Source organism: Micromonospora sp. WMMA1949 (assembly GCF_027460145.1).
GTDB lineage: Bacteria > Actinomycetota > Actinomycetes > Mycobacteriales > Micromonosporaceae > Micromonospora.
This window is the reverse complement of the sequence record NZ_JAPZBG010000001.1, coordinates 4,505,517-4,529,970: the sequence shown is the minus strand read 5'-3', so window position 1 is coordinate 4,529,970 and position 24,454 is coordinate 4,505,517. Positions and strand designations below refer to the sequence as shown.

Here is a 24,454-nt window from a genome sequence, read left to right as displayed (position 1 = left end):
GCGCACAGGAAGGCGACGACGTGACCTCCTCACCTCTCTCCCGGCGGGCCCTGCTGCGCGGCGGCGCGGCCGGCGGACTCGGCATCGTGGTGACCGGCAGCCTGGAGGCGATCGCCGGACCGGCCGCGGCCCGGCCCGCGTGCCGCCCCGCCGTCGGCTACGGCGACCTGGTGCCGGACCCGGCCGGCCTGCTGGCGCTGCCGCCGGGCTTCTCGTACACGGTCGTCGCGCAGGCCGGCGCGACGCTGCTGGAGTCCGGGCAGCCCACCCCGAGCGACGCCGACGGCACCGGCTGCTTCCGCGGCCCGCACGGCTCGGTGCTGGTGAACAACCACGAGATCGGCGGCGACGAGCCGTACCCGGTGCCGGCGCTGGCCGGCCTCACCTACGACCCGGGCGCCCGCGGCGGCACCACCACGATCGAGGTGGACCGGCACGGGCGGCGGCTGCGCGAGTACGTGAGCGTGGCCGGCACGCACAACAACTGCGCCGGTGGCATCACCCCGTGGGGCACGTGGCTGACCTGCGAGGAGACCGAGCAGCGGGCCGGTGGGCGGTATCTGAAGGACCACGGGTACGTCTTCGAGGTCGACCCGCACGACCGCTCCGCGAACACCGGCCCGGTGCCGCTGACGTTCCTCGGGCGGTACTCCCACGAGGCGGTGGCTGTCGACCCGTACACCCATTCGATCTACCTGACCGAGGACGCGAGCGGGCCCAACGGCCTGTACTTCCGGTGGACGCCGCCGCCCGGCTTCCGGGCCGGCAAGGGCGCGCTGCGGGCGCTCGCCCAGCGACCCGACGGCGGCACCGCAGGCAGCCTCGCCGCGATGCGCTGCCTGCGCGGCGACGACCACGTGGCCGACCTGTCCGAGGCCACCACGCCGGGCACCCGCTACCGGGTCCAGTGGGTCGAGGTGCCCGACCGCGACGCCCGGACCGTGTCGGTCCGCAAGCAGTTCACCGACGCCGAGGTGACCCGCAGCCGCAAGCTGGAGGGCGCCTGGTGGGGCGACGGCGGCGCGTACTTCGTGGCCAGCTACGCCCGGCTCGACGACGGCAGCGCGCACGAGCACGACGGGCAGGTGTGGTTCTACGACCCGCGCCGGCAGACCGTCACGCTGAAGACCATCTTCGGGGTGAACACCGACCCGGAGGCCGACCACGGCAACTACGACGGGCCGGACAACATCACCGTCTCGCCGTACGGCGGGGTGATCCTCGCCGAGGACGGCGAGGGCGTGTCGCACCTGGTCGGCGTCACCGAGCAGGGCACTGCGTACCCGCTGGCGCGCAACGAGCTGAACGACAGCGAGTTCACCGGGCCGACGTTCAGCGCGGACGGCAAGACGTTGTTCGCCAACATCCAGTCGCCGGGGTACGTGTTCGCGATCACCGGACCGTGGGGGCGGCCGGGCAACGGGCACCGCTGACGGGACTGCGAGCGGCCGGCGGTTCTCGCTCAGGGGCCGCCGGCCGGCGCCTCCGGTCAGCCGGGAAAGGCGATGACGGGAAGGTCTCCCCCGTCGCCGTATGCCTTACCCTCGCTGGTCAGCACACTTGCGTCGTGGTCGAGAACGGCCATCACCGCCGCCGCGAGATCGACCCGGCCGGTGATCCTGCGCCAGTAGGCCAACTCCTGCCAGTCCTCGCCCCAGGTCGGCAGAACAGCGCAGGCGGGACGCGCCAACAGCCGGTGCAGCACCGCGCGGTCGCCCGGTTCGTCGATCACCGCCAAGGCCTCGGCCACGACGACCGCTGGCACGCCGAAGCGCACGCCGTCGTGCGCGACCTCGTGCAGCGGCTCGGCCACATGCATCGAACCGGCCACGTAGCCGACCAACGCCGACCGGTCCAGCACCAGGCGGACCGGCGGTTCCTCAGTGGTCATGCCGCCGGTGCCTGACGGTCGGTCTCGCCGACCATCTCCCGTGCCGCCCGGCGCGAACGCTCTCGCAGAGCCTGGCGGCGACCGGGCGACCACTCCTGCTCCACCTGCGCGCGCTGCGCCCGGGCACGTGCACGCCCCTGCGCGGAAACGGTCATCCCGCGCCGGGCCAACTCGGCATCGAGGTCCTCGGCGCGCATCCGCGCCCGCACGGCGTCGACGACGTAGGCGCTGGCGTTCGGCTCGCGTTCCAAACGCTCCGCGACATCCGCAGGCAGCGAGAACGACTTCTTGCTCACCGGTCCGGTCACACTCAGGATGCTATCGGATCGCACCAGCGGCGGCCTGCGCCACGCGGAATCATCCCGATGGGACCTTCCGAGCGGGCATCTTCGGCCTCGGCTAGACCCGGGGCGATCCCGCACCGGCCGGCGGGCGCAGGCCGTCCAGCGCGATGGCCAGCACGCGGTCGCGCTGGGCCGGGTCCGGGAACTGGTACGCGGCCAGCCCGCTGATCAGCCGGATCACGTCGTCGAATCCGGCGTCCGGCCGGGCGGCCCCGGCCTCCTGGGCGCGGCGCAGCAGCGGCTCACCGGTCGCGTAGATCTCGGTGCGGCAGCTGCGGAACACCTCGGAGTCGTGCACCAGCTCCTCGGCCAGCGCCCGCTTGGTGGCCACGTAGGCGACGAACCGGTGCAGCCAGCCGACCAGGGCGTCCCACGGCGGCTCGTCGGCCAGGTCGGCGGCGGAGACGCTGAGCGCGCGCACCTCCTCGACGTAGACCGCCTCGAACAGGTCCCGCCGCTGCGGGAAGTTGCGGTAGAGCGTGCCGATGCCCACACCGGCCCGGCGGGCGATCTCCTCCAGCGACGCGCCCGCGCCGTGCTCGCCGAAGACCTCGCGGGCGGCGGCGATCAGCGCGTCGTAGTTGCGGCGGGCGTCGGCCCGTTTCGGGCGGCGGGAGAAGACCTCACCGGGCACGTCGGCGTCGGCCATGAGGCGCGTCACCCCTTCCGCCTTGCAACCGGAGGCACCCCTCCGCTAGGTTAATGGAGGCACGCCTCCGGTTACTGACCGGAGCCACCCCTCCGGATAGCTTACTCCGGACTTCCGGCCGCCCTCCGGCCACGCGATCCTCGCGCCACGACACGGACCCGGGAGGTCCCACCATGCCCGCCGACCGCTGAGCACCGGCACAACCCGGCCGCCACCGCCGCACGACCGCGCGAGCGGCCACCAGTCTCGTACCGACAACGGGGAGTTCTCCCACATGATCCGCTCATCAGGGCGCGGCTCGCGCCGTCTCACCTTCCTCGTGCTGGCCGCCGGCACCGGATTCTTCGCGATGCTCCAGTCGCTGATCACGCCGGTGCTGCCCACCATCCAGCACGACCTGCACACCTCGCCCAACACGGTGACCTGGGTGCTCACCGCCTACCTGCTCTCCGCGTCCGTCTTCACGCCGATCATCGGCCGCGTCGGCGACATGGTCGGCAAGGAGAAGACGCTCGTCTTCTCGCTCGCCGCGCTCGCGCTGGGCTGCCTGCTCGCCGCCCTCGCCCCCAGCATCGGCGTACTGATCGCCGCCCGCGTGGTGCAGGGCATCGGCGGCGCCGTCTTCCCGCTCTCGTTCGGCATCATCCGCGACGAGTTCCCGGCCCCCCGGGTCAGCTCGGCGGTGGCCTCGATCTCCGCGGTCGTGGCAGTCGGCGGCGGGCTGGGCGTGGTGCTGGCCGGGCCGATCGTGGCCACGCTGGGCTACCGGTGGCTGTTCTGGATCCCGCTGGTGGTGGTCGGCCTGACCGCGTTCGCCGCGCACCGGTTCGTCCCGCGTTCGCCGGTACGCACCCCGGGCCGGATCAACTGGCTCAGCGCCGTACTCCTGTCCGGCTGGCTGGTGGCGCTGCTGCTGCCGGTCAGCAAGGGCGCCGCGTGGGGCTGGGGCTCCGGCCGGGTGGTCGGGCTGCTGGCGCTGGCCGCGGTGCTCGCGGCCGCCTGGCTGGCGACCGAGGCCCGCGCCGCGAACCCGCTGATCGACCTGCGGATGATGCGCCTGCCCGCGGTCTGGACCACGAACCTCGTCGGGTTGCTCTACGGTGCCTCGATGTTCGCCGTCTACGCGTTCCTGCCGCAGTTCGCGCAGATCCCGACCAGCGCCGGCTACGGCTTCGGCGCCAGCGTCACCCAGGCCGGGCTGCTGATGCTGCCGATGCTCGTCGGCATGTTCGTGGCCGGCCTGCTGGCCGGACGACTGCAGTCCCGGTTCAGCGCCAAGGCGCAGCTGAGCACCGGCGCGGTGTTCAACGTGGCGGCCGCCGCCATGCTGACCGTCGCGCACGACACCCGCTGGCAGGTCGGGATCGCCGGTGGCCTCGTGGGCCTCGGCATCGGGCTGGCGTTCGCCTCGATGGCCAACCTGATCGTGGCGAACGTGCCGGCCGGGCAGACCGGCGCGGCGACCGGCATGAACGCCAACATCCGTACCATCGGCGGCGCGATCGGCGCGGCGCTCGCCAGCGCCGTGATCACCGCGAATCCGCAGCCGAGCGGGCTGCCCCGGGAGGCCGGTTTCACGGCGGGCTTCCTGCTGCTCACCGGCATCTCGGTGGCCGCGGCACTGGCCGCGCTCGCCGTACCCTCCGGCCGCCGTCGCCGGCCGCGGCGGCGGATCGGGCCGGCGGTGCCGGACCTGGCGCCGGCGGTGGAGCTGGTCCCGGCCCGCTGACCCCAAGGGGTACGCAGACGGAAGCCCCGCCCGGCGCCTGTGCCGGGCGGGGCTTCGCCGTGCCGGTCAGCCGATCGCGGCGGTCAGCGCGGCCAGGTAGCCGTAGCGGTAGCCGCTGGCGTTCGGGTGGTACGCCTCGATGACGCCGCTGACGTCCCGGATCCACGGGTCGGCGGCACACACGCCGTGCCCGGCGAAGAACGGCCGCGCGTCGACGAAGGTGCCCCCGGCGGCGGCGGCCCGGCCGGAGATGACGCCGTTGAGCGTGTCGGCAGCCTGGTTGAGGATGGTGCGCTTGTAGCTGCTCATGGCGAGCAGGCCGCAGGAGCCGGTCTCGAACAGCCGCGGGTAGCCGAGCACCACCAGCCGGGCGTTCGGGGCCCGGTTGCGGATCGCGGTGTACGTGGCGTCGAGGCGGGCCGGCAGCGTCGCGGTGGCGAACGCCTTGGACTCGTTCACCGCGCTCTCGCAACTGGACGTGCTGCCGAATCGGCAACTGGTCATCACGTCGGCGAAGCCGGCGTCGTTGCCGCCGATGGTGATGGTGACGAGTGTGGTGCTGCTGCTGAGCTGGGCGACCTGGTTGTTGAGCACGTCGGCGGTGACCGCGCCGCCGCAGGCCGGGAACTTGAAGCTGGTGACCGAGTGGGCGGCGGCCCAGAGCGGGGCGTACGACTTCTGGCTGCGCAGGCAGGTGGACAGGTCGTACGGGCCGGCGCCCACTCCGGAGGAGTAGGAGTCACCGAGGGCGACGTAGTTGACGGTGGCCGCCCGGGCGGCGCCGGGCAGGAGCACGGCGCCGAGGACGGCCGCCAGGACGGCGGCGAGCGCGGTACGGACGCGACGGGACATGACAGAGCCTCCACGGGGCAGGGTGGTGGAGCCCGTTGACCGCGCGCGTGGCCGAGGGATCGGTGCTGTTACTGGTCGGTAATGCTATCGAAACATTTGCCGAAATTGAATAGTCGAGATCGGTCCGACGGGACAGATTGGTTCACATGTGTCGATTAGCTTGGCGGTGACGACACCCGACGGAGGGAGTCCACCGTGCGACGCGCACTCACGGCGGCGATCGCCGCCCTCACCCTCACCGCGACCGGCACCGCAGTGACCGGTGCGCCCGCCCAGGCCGCCCCCACCGGATGGGGCCGGCCGCAACCCGCGGCGGCGACCCCGACGCCGGGCAGCCCCGGGCTGGGCGACAGCTACTTCCCCGACTACGGCAACGGCGGCTACGACGTCGGCCACTACGACATCCGGCTGCGCTACGACCCGGCCGGCGACCGGCTCACCGGCACCACCACGATCCTGGCCACCGCCACCAAGGACCTGTCCCGGTTCGACCTGGACTTCGTCCTCGACGTCGCGTCGGTGCGGGTGAACGGATGGGTCGCCGGGTTCACCCGGGCCGGCGACCACGAGCTGGTGATCACCCCGGCCCGGCCGCTGACGAAGGGCCAGCAGCTCACCGTCGTGGTGACGTACGCGGGCGTGCCGTCGCAGACCACCGTCCAGGGCTACACCGCCTGGACGCGTACCGCCGACGGGGCGCTCGCCGTCAACGAGCCAGAGTCGGCCTGGTGGTGGTACCCGAGCAACGACCACCCGAAGGACAAGGCCACCTGGGACATCTCGGTGTCGGTGCCGACCGGCGTCGAGGTGATCAGCAACGGCGTGCAGCCGCGCGACCCGCTGCCCGAGGCCGGCAACCGCACCCGGTGGAGCTGGCGCAGCGTCAAGCCCGGTGCCACGTACCAGGCGTTCCTGGCCATCGGGCAGTACGAGATCGTCACCGACGTCGCGCCGAACGGGCAGCCGGTGGTGAACGCGTACAGCACCACGCTGGGCGAGCGCCTGCCCGCCGCGCGGGCCAGCATCGAACGCACCGCCGAGATCGTCGACTGGGAGAGCGGGCTGTTCGGCCCGTACCCGTTCGAGGCGCAGGGCGGCGTGGCCGGGCCGGTCGACGGCATCGGCTTCGCGCTGGAGACGCAGACCCGCCCGGTGTACGGCCCCGGCTTCTGGCGGCGCGGCGCCAACCCGTACGTGGTGGTGCACGAGAACGCCCACCAGTGGTTCGGCGACTCGGTGGCGGTGGCGGACTGGCGGCACATCTGGCTCAACGAGGGCTTCGCCTCGTACGCCGAGTGGCTCTGGTCGGAGGAGCAGGGCGAGGGCACCGCGCAGGAGCTGTTCGACTTCACGTACGACAGCTACCCGGCCGGCTCCGAGTTCTGGCAGGTGCTCCCCGGCGACCCGGGCGCCGGGCGGATCTTCGACGACGCGGTCTACGACCGGGGCGCGATGGCGCTGCACCAGATCCGGCTCGCCGTCGGCGACGCGGCGTTCTTCCGCATCCTGCGGACCTGGACCGCCAAGCGGCAGTACAGCAACGGCACCGTCGCGCAGTTCCAGGCGCTCGCCGAGCGGATCTCCGGGCGGGACCTCGACGCGGTGTTCACCACCTGGCTGTTCACTCCGGGGCGGCCCGACGTGGCCGCCGCCGCGCGGACGACCGCCGCACCGGCACCGCCCGCCTCGTCGGCGAAGATCCGCGCGGCGCACGACCTGCTCGGCCGCTGACGGTGCCGTCCGGCCGGTCCGCTGCTGCGGGCCGGCCCGCGTCGTCCGGGAGGAGACCGGTGATACGCAACGTCCACGAACGACACCTGCCGGTGCCGGCTTCGGCGGCCGGGGCGCTGATCGACTCGCTGGCCGGGCCGGAGGACCGCCTCTGGCCGCTGCGGCGCTGGCCGGCCATGCGCCTGGACCAGCCGTTGGGGGTCGGTGCCACCGGCGGCCACGGGCCGGTCCGCTACACCGTGCAGGACTACCGGCCCGGCGCGTACGTCCGCTTCCGGTTCCTCGCCCCGGCCGGCTTCCGCGGCCACCACGAGTTCGAGGTGCTGCCCGGGACCGGCGACGGGTGTCTGCTGCGCCACCGGCTGGTGATGACCGCACACGGGTCCGCGCGGGTGAGCTGGCCGCTGTTCTTCCGTCCGCTGCACGACGCGCTGGTGGAGGACAGCCTCGACACCGCTGTGGTCAGCCTCGGCCTGGCCCGGCCCGCGCCGAGGCGCTGGCCGGCGCGGGTACGCGTCCTGCGCGCGCTGGCCCGGACGGTGAGCCGCGGCCGGCGCGCGGTCCGGTGAAGTGTTAAGAAGGGCCCCCTCCTCTACCTGAGGCGTTAAGAGGGGGCCCTTCCTTTCATCTGGCGGCGAGCGGCTGGCGGGCCGGGTCGACCGGGGCGGGCAGCTCGCCCACCCCGCCCAGGTACGCGTGGATCGCCGCGGCGGCGGCGCGTCCCTCGGCGATCGCCCACACGATCAGCGAAGCGCCCCGGTGCATGTCACCGGCGACGAAGACGCCGTCGGCGGCCTGCCAGTCTCCGCGGGCGTCGACAGCGCCCCGGCCGTTGCGGGCCACCCCGAACTGGGCCAGCAGCGGCTGCTCCTCGGTGCCCTCGAAGCCGATGGCGAGCAGCACCAGGTCGGCCGGGATCTCCCGCTCCGAGCCGGGCAGCGGCGTGACGATCCGGCGACCGTCCACCTTCTCCACAGTCACCTCGGCGATCCGGACCGCGCGGACCTGGCCGGTGCCGTCGTCCACGAACTCCTGCACGGCGACGGCGAAGACCCGCGCGCCGCCCTCCTCGTGCGCCGGGTAGTTGCGCAGCACCCACGGCCAGGTCGGCCACGGGTCGCGCTCCGCGTCGCGCTCGGACGGCGGCTGCGGGTAGAGGTCGAGCTGGTGTACGCCGGCCGCGCCCTGCCGATGCGCCACACCGAGGCAGTCCGCGGCGGTGTCGCCACCGCCGATGATCACCACGTGCTTGCCGGCGGCGTCGATAGGCGTACCGTCGGGCAGCGTCGCGAGGGCGGGCTTCCCGTCCCCGGCGGCGGCCACCACCCGGTTCGCGGCGACCAGGTGCGCCATCGCCTGGTGCACGCCGCGCAGCGGCCGGCCCGGCGTCTCCGGGGTGTCCCGGCCCTGCAACGCGCCGCAGGCCAGCAGCACCGCGTCGTGCTCGGCGCGCAGCTGCTCGGCGGTCACGTCGACGCCGACCTCGACGCCGGTACGGAAGCGCACACCCTCGGCGGTGAGCTGCGCCAGCCGCTTGTCGATGTGCTGCTTCTCCAGCTTGAAGTCGGGGATGCCGTAGCGGAGCAGGCCGCCGATCGCGTCGTCGCGCTCGTACACGGTGACCGTGTGACCGGCGCGGGCGAGCTGCTGGGCGGCGGCCAGCCCGGCCGGGCCGGAGCCGACCACGGCGACCGACCGGCCGGTCGGGGCGGCGGCGGGCCGGGGCCGCAAGCCGTCGCGGGCCACGGCCGCGTCGGCGATCTCCACCTCGACCTGCTTGATGGTGACCGGCTGCTGGCCGCCCAGGCCGAGCACGCAGGCCGCCTCGCACGGCGCCGGGCAGAGCCGGCCGGTGAACTCGGGGAAGTTGTTGGTGGCGTGCAGCGACTCCACCGCGGCGTCCCAGTTGCCGGTGCGGACCAGGTCGTTCCAGTCCGGGATGCGGTTGCCCAGCGGGCAACCGTCGTGGCAGAACGGGATGCCGCAGTCCATGCAGCGGGTGGCCTGCTCGCGGATCAGCTCCTCACCGGCCGGCGGGTAGACCTCGCGCCAGTCGGAGATGCGCACCGGCACCGGACGGCGGGCCGGCAGCCGCCGGTCGTAGCGCAGGAAACCGTTCGGGTCAGGCACGAGCCACCTCCTGGGCGACCGCCCGCGGCGCGGGCGGTACCGGTGCGGGAGAGAGGGCACTCATCACCGCGTCGTCGACGTCTCGGCCGGCGGCTTCGGCGGCCCGCATGATCTCCATGACCCGGCGGTAGTCCCGGGGCACCACTGCGGTGAACTCCTCCACCGCCTGCGGCCAGCGCTTGAGCAGGTCCTCGGCGACCGCCGAGTCCGTCTCGGCGAAGTGCCGCTGGACCAGCTCGTGCAGCCGGTCGCGTTCCTCGTCGCGCAGCGGCGCCAGGTCGACCAGCTCGGCGTTGACGAGCCGCTGGTCGAGCCGGTGCACGAACGCGGTGCCGCCGGACATGCCGGCGGCGAAGTTGCGCCCGGTCGGCCCGAGCACCACGACCGTGCCGCCGGTCATGTACTCGCAGCCGTGGTCGCCGAGGCCCTCGACCACCGCGACGGCGCCGGAGTTGCGGACCGCGAACCGCTCCCCCACCCGGCCGCGCAGGTACACCTCGCCGCCGGTGGCGCCGTACAGGATGGTGTTGCCGGCGATGATCTGGTCCTCGGCGCGGCGGCCCGGCGCGGCGTCCACGCCGACGAACGGCGCGCCGGCGTCCGGCCGGACCACGATCCGCCCGCCGGACAGGCCCTTGCCGACGTAGTCGTTGGCGTCGCCGTACAGGCGCAGCGTGACCCCGCGCGGCAGGAACGCGCCGAACGACTGGCCGGCGGTGCCGCGCAGCCGGAACTCGATCGTGTCGTCGGGCAGGCCCTCGCCGCCGAAGCGGCGGGTCACCTCGCCGCCGAGCATCGCGCCGACGCTGCGATGCTCGTTGCGGACCTCGACCTCGACCCGCACCGGGGTACCGTCGCGCAGCGCCGGCCCGGCCAGCTCGATGAGCCGGTTGTCCAGCGCCACGTCGAGGCCGTGGTCCTGGGCGCGTACGCCCCGGCGGGCCGCGCCCTCGGGCAGCTCCGGCAGGTGCAGCACGCGGCTCAGGTCGAGCCCGTGGCCCTTCCAGTGGTCGATCGCACCGGCCACGTCGAGCAGCTCGGTGTGGCCGATCGCCTCGTCGATGCTGCGGAAGCCCAGCTCGGCCAGGTAGCCGCGGACCTCCTCGGCGAGGAAGAGGAAGAAGTTCTCCACGAACTCGGGGCGGCCGGTGAAGCGCTCGCGCAGCACCGGGTTCTGGGTGGCGATGCCGACCGGACAGGTGTCCAGGTGGCACACCCGCATCATCACGCAGCCCTCGACGATCAGCGGCGCGGTGGCGAAGCCGAACTCCTCGGCGCCGAGCAGCGCCGCGATCAGCACGTCCCGGCCGGTCTTGAGCTGGCCGTCGACCTGCACCGTCACCCGGTCGCGCAGCTTGTTGAGCAGCAGCGTCTGCTGTGCCTCGGCCAGGCCCAGCTCCCACGGGGTGCCGGCGTGCTTGAGCGAGTTGAGCGGGGACGCTCCGGTGCCGCCGTCGTGCCCGGAGATCAGGATGACGTCGGCCTTGAGCTTGGCCACGCCCGCCGCGACGGTGCCCACGCCCACCTCGCTGACCAGTTTGACGTGCACCCGGGCGGCCGGGTTGACGCACTTCAGGTCGTGGACGAGCTGGGCGAGGTCCTCGATGGAGTAGATGTCGTGGTGCGGCGGCGGGGAGATCAGGCCGACGCCCGGGGTGGCGTGCCGGGTCCGGGCGATCCACGGCCAGACCTTGTTGCCGGGTAGCTGCCCGCCCTCGCCGGGCTTCGCGCCCTGCGCCATCTTGATCTGCAGGTCGTCGGCGTTGACGAGGTATTCGCTGGTCACGCCGAACCGGCCGCTGGCGATCTGCTTGACCGCGGAGCGGCGCGCCGGGTCGTGCAGCCGCTCGACGTCCTCGCCGCCCTCGCCGGTGTTGGACTTGCCGCCGAGCCGGTTCATCGCGATGGCGAGCGTCTCGTGCGCCTCCGCCGAGATCGACCCGTACGACATGGCGCCGGTGGCGAAGCGCTTGACGATCTCGCTCGCCGGCTCGACCTCGTCCAGCGGCACCGCCGGGCGTACGCCGGTGCGCAGCGTGAACAGCCCGCGCAGCGAGCCCGCCTGCGCGGCCAGTTCGTCGACCTTGGCGGTGTACTGCCGGAACACGTCGTACTGGCGGCTGCGGGTGGCGTGCTGGAGCAGGAAGACCGTCTCCGGGTTGAACAGGTGCAGCTCGCCCTCGCGGCGCCACTGGTACTCGCCGCCGACCTCCAGCCGGTCGGTGGCCTGCGCGCCCGGCGCCGGCCAGGCCCGCGCGTGCCGGGCCGCCACCTCGGCGTGGATCTCGTTCAGGCCGATGCCGCCGATGGTGCTCGGCGTGCCGCGGAAGTACCGCTGGACCAGGCGGGTGTCCAGGCCGACCGCCTCGAAGACCTGCGCGCCGCAGTACGACGACACGGTCGAGATGCCCATCTTGGACATGATCTTCAGGACGCCCTTGCCGAGCGCCTTGACGTAGTTGCGGACGGCCTTCACCCGGTCCACGCCGGCCAGCACGCCGGTGGAGATCATGTCCTCCACCGACTCGAAGGCCAGGTACGGGTTGACCGCCGCCGCGCCGTACCCGATCAGCACGGCCGCGTGGTGCACCTCGCGGCAGTCGCCGGACTCGACGATCAGCGCCACCTGGGTACGGGTCTGCTCGCGGACCAGGTGCTGGTGCACCGCGGCGGTGAGCAGCAGCGACGGGATCGGGGCCAGGTCGGCGTTGGAGTCCCGGTCGGAGAGCACCAGGATGCGGACGCCGTCCTCGATCGCCTCGGAGACGTGCCGGCAGATCTCGGTCAGCCGGGCCTTGATGCCGGCGCCGCCGTCGCGCAGGCGGTAGAGCCCGGAGACCCGCACCGCCTTGAAGCCGGGCAGGTCGCCGTCCTCGTCGATGGACAGGATCTTGGCCAGCTCGTCGTTGTCGATCACCGGGTACGGCAGCACGATCTGCCGGCAGCTCGCCGGGCCCGGGTCGAGCAGGTTGCCCTCCGGCCCGATGGTGGACGCCAGGCTGGTCACCAGCTCCTCCCGGATGGCGTCCAGCGGCGGGTTGGTGACCTGGGCGAACAGCTGGTGGAAGTAGTCGTAGAGCAGCCGCGGCCGGGTGGACAGCGGGGCGATCGGGGTGTCCGTGCCCATCGAGCCGATCGGCTCCGCGCCGCTGCGGGCCATCGGGCCGAGCAGGATCTTCAGCTCCTCCTCGGTGTAGCCGAACGTCTGCTGGCGGCGGCGTACCGAGTCATGGGTGTAGACGGTGTGCTCGCGCGGCGGCAGGTCGTCCAGCTCGATCAGGCCGGCGTGCAGCCACTCCTGGTACGGCTGCTCGGCGGCCAGTTCGGTCTTGATCTCGTCGTCGGAGACGATCCGGCCGTTGACGGTGTCGACCAGGAACATCTTGCCGGGCTGGAGCCGGCCCTTGGCGACCACGGTGGCCGGGTCGAGGTCGAGCACGCCCGCCTCGCTGCCGAGCACCACCAGGCCGTCGGCGGTGTGCCACCAGCGGCCCGGGCGCAGGCCGTTGCGGTCCAGCACCGCGCCGACGATCTCGCCGTCGGTGAACGCGACCGACGCCGGGCCGTCCCACGGCTCCATCAGGCTGGCGTGGAAGCGGTAGAACGCGCGCTTGTCGGCGCGCATGTCCGGGTCGTTCTCCCACGCCTCGGGGATCATCATGAGCACCGCGTGCGGCAGGCTCCGCCCGGCCAGGTGCAGCAGTTCCAGCACCTCGTCGAAGTTGGCCGAGTCGGACGCGGCCGGGGTGCAGACCGGGAAGACCCGGCGGATGTTGCCGGGGATGCTCGGGCTCCGGAGCAGGGCCTCGCGGGCCTGCATCCAGTTCCGGTTGCCGCGGATCGTGTTGATCTCGCCGTTGTGCGCGATGAACCGGTACGGGTGCGCCAGCGGCCAGGACGGGAACGTGTTCGTGGAGAACCGCGAGTGCACCAGGGCGATGGCGCTGACCACCCGCTCGTCGGTCAGCTCCGGGTAGAACGCCGGGAGCTGGTCCGGGGTGAGCATGCCCTTCCACACCATGGTGCGGCCGGACAGCGACGGGAAGTACGCCGGCACGCCCCGCTCGGCGGTCTCCCGCTCGACCTGCTTGCGCAGGCAGAACGCCACCCGGTCCAGGTCGAGCCCGGTCAGCGGGGAGCCGGCCGGGCCGTCCGGCGAGCCGGTCAGCCGGTGCGCGGCGACGAACAGCTGCCGGACCCGGGGCATCGCCGCGAGCGCGGTCTCCCCCAGATCGGACGGGTCGGTCGGCACCTCCCGCCAGCCGAGCACGTCGGCGCCCTCGACCAGCGCGTACTTGTCGACCACCTGGCGGGCACGGGCCTCGGCCGCGTCGTCGTCCGGCAGGAACACCAGGCCGGTGGCGTACTGGCCGGCCGGGGGCAGCGGGAAGTCGACGGTGGCGCGCAGGAACGCGTCCGGCACCTGGATCATGATGCCGGCGCCGTCCCCGGTGTTGTGCTCCGCGCCCCGGGCGCCCCGGTGGTCGAGCCGGCACAGCGCCCCGAGGCCGTTCGCGACGACCTGGTGCGAGCGCCGCCCGTGCAGGTCGGCCACGAAGGCCACGCCGCAGGCGTCGTGCTCGTACGCGGGGTCGTATAGCCCGGTCGGTGGGGCCGGCTGCGGGCTGTGAGGGTACGGAAAGGCCACCGGGCCTCCTGTCGTCACTCAGGATGGATCATGATTGGGGACGACGTCGGCCCTCTGCGGTTTATTGAGTCTACGTTAGGGCTTCCGGCGCAAGACCAGTTCAGATTGATCACACTTCCAGATGCTGGGACGTGTAGTCTCGCGCGGTGGATCTCGCACGCGCTGACGTACTCGCCCGGTTGGAGCGGTTCTACGACGCGGTGCCCCGCGACGGGGCCCGGACCGAGGATTACGGCGCTCTGGTGCTGTTCGTCCGGGACGGGGACGGCTGGCCGTTCTACGCCCGGCCCCGGCACGACGCCACCGAGGCGCCCACGCTCGCCGACGTCACGGCGGTCCGCGCGCGGCAGCGGGAACTGGGCCTGCCGGAGGCGTTCGAGTGGGTGCACGAGCACCAGCCCGACCTGCTGGCGGTGGCCCGCTCGGCCGGGCTCAGCGTGCTCGAGGCACCGCTGATGCTGCTGGAGCCGGAGCGGCTGCCCGAGCCGGGGACCTTCAGCGACGTACCGGTGCGGGTGCTGGACCCCGGCGACCCCGGCTTCGCGGCGGACATCGCGCTGCGGCGGGCCGTCGCGGCGGTCGGCTTCGCCAACGGCGGCACGGCGCGCGGCGAGGCCGGACCGGCCGAGCGGGACGCCGCCCTCGCCCAGCTGGACGTGGCCGCGCTGGAGGAGGAGGCGGCCCGGGTCGCCGACGGGCGGCGCATCTCGGTGCTCGCCGAGACGCCCGAGGAGGGCGCGCTCGCGAGCGGGATGGCGATGCGGGTCGACGACGTGGCGGAGATCGCCGGCGTGGCCACGCTGCCGTCCGCCCGGCAGCGCGGGCTGGGCGCCGCGGTGACCGCCACCCTGGCCCGGGAACTGCGCGCCGCCGGCACCGGCCTGATCTTCCTGAGCGCGGGCAGCGAGGACATCGCCCGCGTCTACCTGCGGGTCGGGTTCCGCCGGATCGGCACCGCCTGCATCGCCGAGCCCGCAGCCGTCATCTGAGCACCGGCGCGGGCCGCCCGCCCGCGCGGGGACCGCGCGCCCCCGAGGGCCGCGTCAGGACGGTCAGGACGGCGGCTGCCAGGCGGCGGCCGCCGCGGCGGCGGTGTTGCGCAGTCGCGGGCTGATCGTGCCCAGGGCGGCGTCCCGGGCCCGGAGCGCCAGCCGGCCCCGAGCCTGCAGGACCGCCGACATCCGCCGGGTCTGCCGGACCATCGTGGCCGCCCGGGGGCGGCGCAACCTGTCGTACGCGGTCACCGCGTCGGGCAGCCGCGACTCCCGCAGCAGCCCGGCCAGCGTCGCCGCGTCCTCGAACGCCAGGCAGGCGCCCTGCCCGAGGTGCGGCGGCATGGCGTGCGCGGCGTCGCCGAGCAGCACTACGCCGCCCGGGCCGGCCGGGAAGCCGTACGCCTTCGGCAGCGGACGCAGCTCACGGATCTCCTGCTGGACGACGTCCTCCGGGTCGGTCGCCTCCAGCAGCGTGGCGATCGGGGCGGGCCAGCCCGCGAACCAGCGCTTGAGCAGCGCGAGCTGGATCTCCGGCGGCTCCGGGCGGGGCGCGCCCGCGGCGGTGGCGACCCAGTAGACGCCGCCCCGGCGGGAGGCGCCCGCGGTGCCCCGCTCGCCGAGCGAGGCGGCCAGGAAGCGGTACCCGGCGCCGAGCGTCTCGCCGTGCACCGGCTGGTCGTCCGGCAGCTGCGGGGCGCGGTACCAGGGGATGACCGCGCGCCAGGCGGCACAGCCGGAGCTGACCACGGCGGTCTCCGGGGCGAGGTGCCGCCGGATCTCGCTGTCGGTGCCGTCGGCGGCCACCACCAGGTCCGCCTCGTAGGTGTGCCGGCCGTCGCCCACCGCCGGGCGCTCGCCCGGCGCCGCGCGTACCGTCCGCACCGTCACGCCGGTCCGCAGTTCGACCCGGTCACCCAGGCCCGCGATGAGCGCGTCGTGCAGATCCTCCCGGTGCACCACCACCGGCATCCGTTCGGCCGGCGTGGACCGGGCCTGCACCAGCCAGTGGCCGTCCGGCCGGCGGACGCCGCCGTCGGGCAGCGGGGTGGCGATCGCGTCCAGCCCGTCGCCCAGCCCGAGGGCACGCAGCGCGCGGACCCCGTTGGGCCAGAGCACCACGGCGGTCGGCTCCGGGCGGACCCGGTCGGCGCGTTCCAGCAGCGTGACCTGCCAGCCCGACCGGGCCAGCACACCGGCCGCCGCCATTCCGCCGAGGCCGGCGCCGACCACCACCGCGCTGCGCATGACTCCCCCGCTCAGCTGTCCCGGTCCGCCGGGCGCCCGCCGCCGTCAGCCCGGCCGGCGTTCGTCCGCTCGGCGTCCGCCCGCTCCGGGTCCGTGCCGTCGCCGTCCGCCCGGTCGGCGTCCGCGCTGTCGTCGCCGTCCGTCGCGGTGTCGGCGGCGGAGTCGGCCGGTGCCGGTTCGTCGTCGGCCGGCGGCTCCACCGGGGGCAGCACGCCGGTCTTCCGGTACGCCTCGAACTGGTCCTCGGTCACCACCCGGTAGCCCTCGGGCGCGACCGGTCGTACGTCGGCGTCCCGGGCGGAGAGGTCGACCTGGGACACGTCGCCCGCGGGGCCGGCAGCGGGGGCCGGCTCGCCCACCGGCACCAGGTATTCGCGGGGACCGCGGACCCGGATGAAGTAGGCCAGCGCGCCGAGGAAGACCAGCGCGGCGGTCCAGACGTTGAGGCGTACGCCGAGGATCAGGTTCGCCTCGTCGGTGCGCATCAGCTCGATCCAGAACCGGCCCGCCGTGTAACCCATCACGTAGAGCGCGAACGCCCGGCCGCGCCCGAGCCGCAGCTTGCGGTCGAGGTAGAGCACCAGCGCGGCGACGCCGACGTTCCAGAGCGCCTCGTAGAGGAACGTCGGGTGGTAGAGCCCCGGCTGGAGCACCGGGTTGCCGGCGTCGTCGCGCAGCGCGTGCCCCGGGTTGTCCGGGTCCATCACGTGCACCTCGAGGCCCCAGGGCAGCGTGGTGCGCCCGCCGTACAGCTCGTTGTTGAACCAGTTGCCCAGGCGGCCGACCGCCTGCGCCAGGGGCAGGCCCGGCGCCAGCGCGTCGGCGATCACCGTGAACGGGATGCCGAGCTGCCGGGCGGCGAGCCACGCGCCGACCGCGCCACCGGCCACCGCGCCCCAGATGCCGAGGCCGCCCTCCCAGATGTAGAGCGCCTTGATCGGCTCGCCGCCGGCACCGAAGTATTTCTCCGGCGAGGTGATCACGTGGTAGATCCGCGCGCCGATGATGCCCGCCGGCACCGCCCAGACGGCGATGTCGAGCACCGCGCCCGGCGCGACACCGCGGCGGCGCAGCCGGTACTCGGTGACCACGCAGGCCACCACGATGCCGAGGATGATGCAGAGCGCGTACGCCCGGATCGGAACCGGACCGAGCTGCCAGACGGCGGTGCTGGGGCTGGGCATGGCCGCCAGTGGGGTCATCGGGGCGAGGGTCACGGGTGCACACGGTACCGGTGCGGACTGTGTGCGCGGCACCCCGGGCCGCCTGCCGCGCGGGTCGGATGACATCTGGTTTGCACGGTCGTAGGCTCTTTGTACATGAGCCCGCTCACCTGGGCGGTCGCCGCTGTCGTCACCGACGCATCCGGCCGGCTGCTGCTCTGCCGCCGGTCCGAGGGGGCCCGGCGCTGGGGCCTGCCGGGCGGGCGGCTGCGTCACGACGAGAGCCCGGCGGACGCCGTCGTCCGGGCGGTCCGCGCGGAGACCGGCTGGGCGGTGGAGCCGGCTGACCTGGTGGGCCTCTACCGGGTCACCGATCCGCAGGCGCCCGCCCCACCGGCCGGGCGGTGCGGCTCGCGGCCGGACGTGCTGGTGCACGTGTTCCGCGCCGCGCCGGCCGGCGTGCAGCCCGCGGGCGATCCGGTGGCCGGGTGCCTGGTGGAGTGGTGGTCCGCGGAGGGGTTGCCCGACGTGCTGACCCCCACGACGCGCGCGGCGGTCGCGGACGCACTCGCCGGGCGCTCCGGCGTGCTGCGGCACACGACCACCGCCGACGCGCTCACGCCACCCGGCGACGGGCCGCCCGCCCCGCCCGGCCAGCGCGCATCCGAGCAGGCCGACAGCAGTAGCCGCTGACCACCCTCCCACTCACGCGGGTCACCTTGAAGATCTTGGTACGTTTCGGCCCCTATGAGGGCCGTTTCGTACCAAGATCTCGGGCGGCCGGGTCGCGCTCGCGCTTGATCGACACCAGTTCGGCGAGGTGGCGGTGTCCCGGCGTCCTGGACCACGCCAGCTCGGCGAAGTGGAGTCGATCAAGCAGGTGGCGACGGAGCGGAACCCGGGCGTCAGCGAGCGGGGTTGCGGACTCCGTCGGCCAGTTCGGCGCTGAGCTTGCGCAGCGCGGTCAGGCCGGTGGCCTGGTCCGGGGCGTCCAGCACGCAGCGGACCAGCGCGCTGCCCACGATCACCGCGTCGGCGTACCCGGCGACGGTGGCGGCCTGCGCGCCGGTGCCCACGCCCAGCCCGACGCCGACCGGGATGTCGGTGACCTCGCGCAGCCGGGAGACCAGCACCGGGGCCGCCTCGGAGGTCTGCGCCCGCGCGCCGGTGACCCCCATGATCGCGGTGGCGTAGACGAACCCGCGGCAGTGCTCGGCGGTCATCCGCAGCCGCGCGTCGGTCGAGGACGGCGAGACCAGGAACGTCCGGTCCAGGCCGTGCGCGTCCGAGGCGGCCAGCCACTCGGCGGCCTCGTCGGGGATCAGGTCCGGCGTGACCAGGCCGGTGCCGCCGGCGGCGGCCATGTCGCGGGCGAACGCGTCCACGCCGTACTGCTCGATCGGGTTCCAGTAGGTCATGGTGACCACGCTCGCCCCGGTCGCGGCGACCGCCTCGACGGCGCGCAGCGTGTCCGCGACGCGCACGCCCCCGGCGAGCGCGATGTCACTCGCCTTCTGGATCACCGGGCCGTCCATCACCGGGTCGGAGTACGGGATCTCCACCTCGATGACGTCCACGCCCGCCTCGACCATGGCGGTCATGGCGGCGATGCTGCCCTCGACGGTCGGGAAGCCCGCCGGCATGCAGCCGACCAGCACCGCCCGCCCGTCCGCCCGCGCCTTGTCGAAGGCGACCCCGATGCGGCTCACGCTGTCACTCCTTGTCGAGGATGCCGAAGTACGCGCCGGCGGTGTGCACGTCCTTGTCGCCCCGCCCGGACAGGTTGACCACGATCACCGGCTCCCGGCCCAACTCCTCGGCCAGCCGGGGGGCGATCGCGCGGGCGCCGGCGAGCGCGTGCGCGCTCTCGATCGCCGGGATGATCCCCTCGGTGCGGCAGAGCAGCTCGAACGCGGCCATCGCGTCGGCGTCGTCCACCGGCAAGTAGGTGGCCCGGCCGGTGTCGTGCAGCCAGGCGTGCTCCGGCCCGACGCCCGGGTAGTCCAGGCCGGCCGAGATCGAGTGCGACTCGATGGTCTGCCCGTCGGCGTCCTGGAGGACGTACGTGCGGGTGCCGTGCAGCACGCCGGACGAGCCGCCGGTGATGCTGGCGGCGTGCCGGCCGGTGTCGACGCCCTCGCCGCCGGCCTCGAAGCCGTAGAGCCGGACCCCGGTGTCCGGCACGAACGCGTGGAAGATGCCCAGCGCGTTGGAGCCGCCGCCGACGCAGGCCGCGACCGCGTCCGGCAGCGCGCCGGTCAGGTCCAGGCACTGCCGGCGGGCCTCCTCGCCGATGCCGCGCACGAAGTCCCGGACCATCTCCGGGAACGGGTGCGGCCCGGCGGCGGTGCCGATCAGGTAGTGCGTGTCCTCGACGTTGGCGACCCAGTCCCGCATCGCCTCGTTCATCGCGTCCTTGAGCGTGCGCGAACCGGCGGTCACCGGGACGACGGTGGCGCCGAGCATCCGCATCCGCGCCACGTTCAGCGCCTGCCGCTCGGTGTCCACCTGGCCCATGTAGACGACGCACTCGAGGTCGAACAGCGCGGCGGCGGTGGCGGTGGCGACGCCGTGCTGGCCGGCGCCGGTCTCCGCGATGACCCGCCGCTTGCCCATCCGCTTGGTGAGCAGCGCCTGGCCCAGCACGTTGCGGACCTTGTGCGCGCCGGTGTGGTTGAGGTCCTCGCGCTTGAGCAGGACCCGCGCGCCGATCTGCGCGGAGAACCGCCGGGCCTCGTAGAGCAGCGAGGGGGTGCCCGCGTAGTCGCGCAGCAGCGCGTCGAACTCGGCGAGGAAGTCCTCGTCGCCCATCGCCTTCCGGTACGCCGCGTCCAGCTCGTCCAGCGCGGCGACGAGCGCCTCGGGGACGAACCGGCCGCCGAACCGGCCGAAGTGACCGGCGGCGTCGGGGACCGGGCCGGTTGCGGGTGCGGCGCTCATCGCGGGCGTCCTCTCGGATCGGGTGCCCGGCGGCTCAGCGCACCGGGCGGGGCGTGGCCGGGTGGTTACCGGCGTTGACCAGCTCGGCGACCGCTTCGCGCGGGCTCTTCTGGGTTACCAGGCCCTCGCCCACCAGCACGGCGTCGGCGCCGGCGGAGGCGTACCGGATCAGGTCGTGCGGGCCACGCACCCCGGACTCGGCGATCTTGACGACGCTGCTCGGCAGGCCGGGCGCGATCCGCTCGAACACCGAGCGGTCGACCTCCAGGGTACGCAGATCGCGGGCGTTCACGCCGATCACCTGCGCACCGGCCTCCAGGGCGCGGTCCGCCTCCTCCTCGGTGTGCACCTCGACCAGCGCGGTCATGCCCAGCGACTCGATCCGCTCCAGCAGCCCGACCAGCACGTTCTGCTCCAGCGCGGCGACGATCAGCAGCACCAGGTCGGCGCCGTGCGCGCGGGCCTCGTGCACCTGGTAGCTGGAGACGACGAAGTCCTTGCGCAGGACCGGCACGTTCACCGCGGCCCGCACCGCGGCCAGGTCGTCGAGCGACCCGCCGAACCAGCGGCCCTCGGTGAGCACGCTGATCGCCCGCGCGCCACCTGCCGCGTAGTCACCGGCCAGGTCCGCCGGGTCGGCGATCTCGGCCAGCCGCCCCTTGGACGGCGACGAGCGCTTCACCTCGGCGATCACTGCGACGCCGGGGCGGCGCAGGGCCGCGTACGCGTCGAGCGGCGGCGGCGCGGCGGCGGCCAGTTCCCGGATCCGCTCCAGCGGAATCTGCTCCTGGCGCCGGGCCACGTCCTCGCGCACGCCGGCCAGGATCTCGTCGAGCACCCCTGCGGACGGCGCCGCTCCGGCGTCGTCCCCCTCCGCGTGCGCATGCTCAGCAGTCACCAACGGACTCCCCTCTCCGGGCGTCATGGGCCGATGCTAGGGGGCGCCACCTGGCGACGAGTGCCCGGGGGTATGGCGCACCTCACGACATGGGCTGTGGCATGATGGCCGACTTCCGGTGAACGCCATGTCACGCAGCGCCACCGCTGGCATCGACCGTCACCCATCCCTATCTCACCACGATCGTTCCGGGGCCGCAGGACCGGTTCCACGTGGCGGGCTGTGACCAAGCTCAAGGACCTCCGGCCCTGCCCAGGTGGCGCCCGGTACGACAGCGTTGACCTGTGCTTCACGGCGGCGAAACGTCCACCCGGAAGCATCGTCGTCGGGCACACTCGACGCCGGCGGCTGCCGACCGTCGCCAACGATCTCGTATGGGGTGACCATGAGCGCCAACGGGCCGACCCAGACCATCGGCTTGACCACCATCTCCCGTACCGTCGCCTCCCTCGCCGTCGGCGTGGTGCACACGCTGGAGCGCGCGACGGCCGGCGACGGCCGGATGCGGACCGCACGGGGCAACGCCTGGGAGGCGGTCTGCGCCGACCGGGCCCGCGCCGCCCACCGCCGCGAGCTGGAGCGGCTGGTGGCCGAGCTGACCGCCGCGCGGGCCGCGGCCCGGCAGCGGCGCGACGCCCGCGAGGCGCAGCCGGTCAGCTGACCGTCGGGTCCTCGCCCCGGTCCAGCGCGTCCCACGCGTCCCGGGTGCCACGCTCGACCGCCGGACGGCCGGGCTCGTCCGCCGGGGCGGATCGCCGCTCGTACCGGGCGCCCATCGCCGGCCAGCCGTCGCCGCGCAGCGCGGTGAACACTCCACCGGCCGCCAGGGCCAGGCCGCCGGCGAGCACCAGCACCGGCCACTGCCGGCTGACCCCCGCCTCGGTCAGGCCGATCCCGCCGCCGGCCGCCACGGCCACGCCGACGGCGGCCAGCAGCAGACCCAGCAGACGGCGCAGCCGGCCCCGGGTGGCGAGCACCGCGCCACCGCCGGCGAGTCCCACGTAGGTCAGCGCCAGCACCCAGGGCAGCAGGTCCGTACCGGTGCGCTCGGCCCGCCCGGACGGCAGCGACCCCCGGGCGGTCGTCTCCACCGCCCAGGTCCGGGTGACCGCCCAGCAGGCCAGGCCCGCGCCGGCCAGGCAGAGCAGCACCGCGTACGCGAGTTCGCGCCGGCCGCGGGCCGGCGGCGCGGTGGTACCGGGCGCGCTCACCGGGCCGCCCGCAGCGTCTCGGCGGCCGCGATGGCGGCGAGCACGGCGGCGGCCTTGCTGCGCGTCTCCCGGTCCTCGGCGTCGGGGTCGGAATCGGCCACGATCCCGGCGCCGGCCTGCACGTAGGCGCGGCCGTCGCGGATCAGCGCCGTGCGGATCGCGATGGCCATGTCGAGGTCGCCGCCGAACGCGAAGTAGCCGACGGTGCCGCCGTAGACGCCGCGCCGCACCGGCTCCAGTTCCTCGATGATCTCCATGGCGCGCACCTTCGGCGCGCCGCTGAGCGTCCCGGCCGGGAACGTCGCGGCGAGCGCGTCGAACGCGGTGCGGTCCTCACGCAGTTCCCCGACGACTGTGGAGACGATGTGCATGACGTGGCTGTAGCGCTCGATGGTGGCGAACTCGGGCACCTCGACAGTGCCCGGCCGGCACACCCGGCCCAGGTCGTTGCGGCCCAGGTCGACGAGCATCACGTGCTCGGCGCGTTCCTTCGGGTCGGCGAGCAGCTCGGCGGCGAGCCGGGCGTCGCCGTCCGGGGAGCCGCCGCGCGGCCGGGTGCCGGCGATCGGGTGCAGCAGCGCCCGCCGCCGCCCGTCCGGGCCGGCGCTGACCTTGAGGTGCGCCTCCGGCGACGAGCCGACGATGTCGAAGCCGTCGAAGCGCAGCAGGTACATGTACGGGCTGGGGTTCGTGGTGCGCAGCACCCGGTAGACGTCGAGCGGGTCGGCCTCGGTGGGACGCTCGAAGCGCTGGCTGAGCACGATCTGGAAGCACTCGCCGGCCCGGATCGCCTCCTTGGCCGTCTCCACCGCCTTCGGGTAGCCGCCCTCGGGGGTGCGGCTGACCACCTCGCCGACGCCGGGCCGGTCCACTGTCGAGACCATGGGCGGAATCGGCCGGGACAGCGCGGTGGTCATCGCGTCGAGCCGGCCCACGGCGTGGTGGTACGCGGCGTCGACCCGCTCCGCCCGGCCGGGGTCGTCCAGCGGCGGCAGCACGGCGTTGGCGACCAGGATCGCGGAGCCCTCGTAGTGGTCGAGGACCACCAGGTCGGTCGCGAGCATCATGCCCAGCTCGGGCACGTCCAGCTCGTCCTCGGTCAGCTCGGGCAGGCGCTCGAAGCGGCGGACCAGGTCGTAGGCGAGGTAGCCGACCAGGCCGCCGGTCAGCGGCGGCATGTCACCGGCCGGATCCCAGCCGGGCCCGGCGAGCGCGGCGACCGTCTCGCGCAGCACGGTGACCGGGTCGCCGCCGGTGGGCACGCCGGCCGGCGGGGTGCCGGTCCAGCTCGCCGCGCCGTCGCGCTCGGTCAGCGTGGCGCTGCTGCGCACGCCGATGAACGAGTAGCGCGACCAGGCCGTGCCGGCCGAGCCGACGCCCTGCTCGGCGGACTCCAGCAGGAACGTGCCGGGGCCGCCGGCCAGCTTGCGGTAGACCCCGACCGGCGTCTCCGCGTCGGCGAGCAGCCGCCGGGTCACCGGCACGACCCGCCAGCGGGCGGCCAGGTCGGCGAAGGTGGACCGGTCCGGGCTGACGGTGCCGTCGGTCACGGGGTCACCTCCGGGGAGCTGACCGGCAGGTCGGTGAAGAAGCAGGTGCGCTGCCCGGTGTGGCAGGCCGCCCCGACCTGCTCGACGCTGACCAGCAGCGCGTCGCCGTCGCAGTCGAGCGCCACCGAGCGCACGTACTGGTGGTTGCCCGAGGTGGCGCCCTTGACCCAGTACTCGCCGCGGCTGCGCGACCAGTAGGTGGCCCGGCCGGTGGTGAGCGTGCGGTGCAGCGCCTCGTCGTCCATCCAGGCGACCATCAGCACCTCGCCCGAGTCGTGGGCGCGGACCACGGCGGCGACCAGGCCGTCCGGGGTGCGGCGGAGCTTCGCCGCGATGGCCGGGTCGAGCCGGGACGGCCGGGCCGGGCCGGGACTGGGGGCGCCGGTCAGCGGCGCGTCAGGGGCGGGCACGGTTGACCATTCTCCCGCACGCGGCCCGGGTACCGCCGACGTGTCCCGGGAGGCGGGCGTCACTGTCG

Annotated in this window: 21 protein-coding genes; 7 read left to right on the top strand and 14 right to left on the bottom strand. The window is 74.2% G+C overall.

What is annotated here, in order from left to right; all coding sequences use genetic code 11:
• Window positions 1-20 precede the first annotated feature (20 nt).
• Window positions 21-1,433, top strand: a complete 1,413-nt coding sequence (locus tag O7607_RS21475) for an alkaline phosphatase PhoX (RefSeq protein WP_269704951.1) — start codon at window positions 21-23, stop codon at window positions 1,431-1,433.
• A 56-nt stretch (window positions 1,434-1,489) separates the two neighbouring features.
• On the opposite strand, the gene O7607_RS21470 is transcribed toward O7607_RS21475, so the two are convergent.
• From O7607_RS21470 to O7607_RS21460, 3 genes are all read right to left on the bottom strand, one after another.
• Window positions 1,490-1,891 carry a hypothetical protein gene (locus O7607_RS21470; RefSeq protein ID WP_269704950.1) on the bottom strand — a complete coding sequence of 134 codons (402 nt, stop codon included), beginning with the start codon at window positions 1,889-1,891 and terminating at the stop codon, window positions 1,490-1,492.
• Window positions 1,888-2,199 (bottom strand): hypothetical protein, encoded by a 312-nt coding sequence (locus O7607_RS21465; protein ID WP_269704949.1) that lies wholly within the window; start codon window positions 2,197-2,199, stop codon window positions 1,888-1,890. Before O7607_RS21465 ends, O7607_RS21470 begins: the two co-directional genes overlap by 4 nt.
• Before the next feature lie 91 nt (window positions 2,200-2,290).
• On the bottom strand, window positions 2,291-2,896 hold the full coding sequence (locus tag O7607_RS21460) for a TetR/AcrR family transcriptional regulator (RefSeq protein WP_269704948.1): 606 nt from the start codon (window positions 2,894-2,896) through the stop codon (window positions 2,291-2,293).
• A gap of 262 nt (window positions 2,897-3,158) precedes the next feature.
• Here O7607_RS21460 and O7607_RS21455 point away from each other — a divergent pair, with 262 nt between their 5' ends.
• Window positions 3,159-4,613, top strand: a complete 1,455-nt coding sequence (locus tag O7607_RS21455) for an MFS transporter (protein ID WP_269704947.1) — start codon at window positions 3,159-3,161, stop codon at window positions 4,611-4,613.
• Between the two features lie 66 nt (window positions 4,614-4,679).
• Here the strand turns inward: O7607_RS21455 and O7607_RS21450 are convergent, their stop codons facing one another.
• A complete protein-coding gene (locus O7607_RS21450) occupies window positions 4,680-5,465 on the bottom strand; it encodes an SGNH/GDSL hydrolase family protein (RefSeq protein ID WP_269704946.1) in 786 nt (261 codons plus the stop codon).
• A 195-nt stretch (window positions 5,466-5,660) separates the two neighbouring features.
• Between O7607_RS21450 and O7607_RS21445 the strand changes: the two genes are divergently transcribed.
• Together O7607_RS21445 and O7607_RS21440 are read left to right on the top strand one after the other, a co-directional pair.
• Window positions 5,661-7,196, top strand: coding sequence for a M1 family metallopeptidase (locus O7607_RS21445; RefSeq protein ID WP_269704945.1), 1,536 nt, complete (start codon window positions 5,661-5,663; stop codon window positions 7,194-7,196).
• Window positions 7,197-7,255: 59 nt separating this feature from the next.
• Complete coding sequence (locus O7607_RS21440; RefSeq protein ID WP_269704944.1) at window positions 7,256-7,765, top strand: hypothetical protein; 510 nt, start codon at window positions 7,256-7,258, stop codon at window positions 7,763-7,765.
• Between the two features lie 55 nt (window positions 7,766-7,820).
• On the opposite strand, the gene O7607_RS21435 is transcribed toward O7607_RS21440, so the two are convergent.
• Complete coding sequence (locus tag O7607_RS21435; protein WP_269704943.1) at window positions 7,821-9,326, bottom strand: glutamate synthase subunit beta; 1,506 nt, start codon at window positions 9,324-9,326, stop codon at window positions 7,821-7,823.
• On the bottom strand, window positions 9,319-13,974 hold the full coding sequence (gene gltB / locus O7607_RS21430; RefSeq protein ID WP_269704942.1) for a glutamate synthase large subunit: 4,656 nt from the start codon (window positions 13,972-13,974) through the stop codon (window positions 9,319-9,321). The genes O7607_RS21435 and gltB overlap by 8 nt, the downstream gene beginning before the upstream one ends.
• A gap of 146 nt (window positions 13,975-14,120) precedes the next feature.
• Between gltB and O7607_RS21425 the strand changes: the two genes are divergently transcribed.
• Window positions 14,121-14,963: a GNAT family N-acetyltransferase gene (locus O7607_RS21425; protein WP_269704941.1), complete on the top strand. Its 843-nt coding sequence runs from the start codon at window positions 14,121-14,123 to the stop codon at window positions 14,961-14,963.
• Between the two features lie 63 nt (window positions 14,964-15,026).
• On the opposite strand, the gene O7607_RS21420 is transcribed toward O7607_RS21425, so the two are convergent.
• Window positions 15,027-16,214 carry an FAD-dependent oxidoreductase gene (locus O7607_RS21420; protein WP_269704940.1) on the bottom strand — a complete coding sequence of 396 codons (1,188 nt, stop codon included), beginning with the start codon at window positions 16,212-16,214 and terminating at the stop codon, window positions 15,027-15,029.
• Between the two features lie 11 nt (window positions 16,215-16,225).
• Window positions 16,226-17,431, bottom strand: a complete 1,206-nt coding sequence (gene lgt, locus O7607_RS21415) for a prolipoprotein diacylglyceryl transferase (RefSeq protein ID WP_269704939.1) — start codon at window positions 17,429-17,431, stop codon at window positions 16,226-16,228.
• A 102-nt stretch (window positions 17,432-17,533) separates the two neighbouring features.
• On the opposite strand from lgt, the gene O7607_RS21410 reads away from it, so the two are divergent.
• Window positions 17,534-18,070, top strand: a complete 537-nt coding sequence (locus O7607_RS21410; protein ID WP_269704938.1) for an NUDIX hydrolase — start codon at window positions 17,534-17,536, stop codon at window positions 18,068-18,070.
• Between the two features lie 212 nt (window positions 18,071-18,282).
• Here O7607_RS21410 and trpA read toward each other — a convergent pair whose 3' ends face one another.
• From trpA to trpC, 3 genes are read right to left on the bottom strand one after another with little or no spacing between them, the layout of a single operon-like run.
• The gene (gene trpA / locus O7607_RS21405) at window positions 18,283-19,086 is read right to left on the bottom strand and encodes a tryptophan synthase subunit alpha (protein WP_269704937.1); all 804 of its coding nucleotides are present in this window, start codon (window positions 19,084-19,086) and stop codon (window positions 18,283-18,285) included.
• Between the two features lie 4 nt (window positions 19,087-19,090).
• A complete protein-coding gene (gene trpB / locus O7607_RS21400) occupies window positions 19,091-20,317 on the bottom strand; it encodes a tryptophan synthase subunit beta (RefSeq protein WP_269704936.1) in 1,227 nt (408 codons plus the stop codon).
• Window positions 20,318-20,351: 34 nt separating this feature from the next.
• Entirely contained in the window at window positions 20,352-21,155 is an 804-nt protein-coding gene (trpC, locus tag O7607_RS21395) for an indole-3-glycerol phosphate synthase TrpC (protein WP_269707053.1), read from the bottom strand.
• A gap of 445 nt (window positions 21,156-21,600) precedes the next feature.
• Between trpC and O7607_RS21390 the strand changes: the two genes are divergently transcribed.
• On the top strand, window positions 21,601-21,876 hold the full coding sequence (locus tag O7607_RS21390; protein WP_269704935.1) for a hypothetical protein: 276 nt from the start codon (window positions 21,601-21,603) through the stop codon (window positions 21,874-21,876).
• Here the strand turns inward: O7607_RS21390 and O7607_RS21385 are convergent.
• The 3 genes from O7607_RS21385 to hisI are packed head-to-tail and all read right to left on the bottom strand — an operon-like array spanning window position 21,869 to window position 24,386.
• Window positions 21,869-22,426 (bottom strand): Trp biosynthesis-associated membrane protein, encoded by a 558-nt coding sequence (locus tag O7607_RS21385; RefSeq protein ID WP_269704934.1) that lies wholly within the window; start codon window positions 22,424-22,426, stop codon window positions 21,869-21,871. The two genes, O7607_RS21390 and O7607_RS21385, sit on opposite strands and share 8 nt — an antisense overlap.
• The gene (locus O7607_RS21380; RefSeq protein ID WP_269704933.1) at window positions 22,423-23,976 is read right to left on the bottom strand and encodes an anthranilate synthase component I; all 1,554 of its coding nucleotides are present in this window, start codon (window positions 23,974-23,976) and stop codon (window positions 22,423-22,425) included. The genes O7607_RS21385 and O7607_RS21380 overlap by 4 nt, the downstream gene beginning before the upstream one ends.
• Window positions 23,973-24,386 carry a phosphoribosyl-AMP cyclohydrolase gene (gene hisI, locus O7607_RS21375; protein ID WP_269707052.1) on the bottom strand — a complete coding sequence of 138 codons (414 nt, stop codon included), beginning with the start codon at window positions 24,384-24,386 and terminating at the stop codon, window positions 23,973-23,975. The genes O7607_RS21380 and hisI overlap by 4 nt, the downstream gene beginning before the upstream one ends.
• Window positions 24,387-24,454 lie beyond the last annotated feature (68 nt).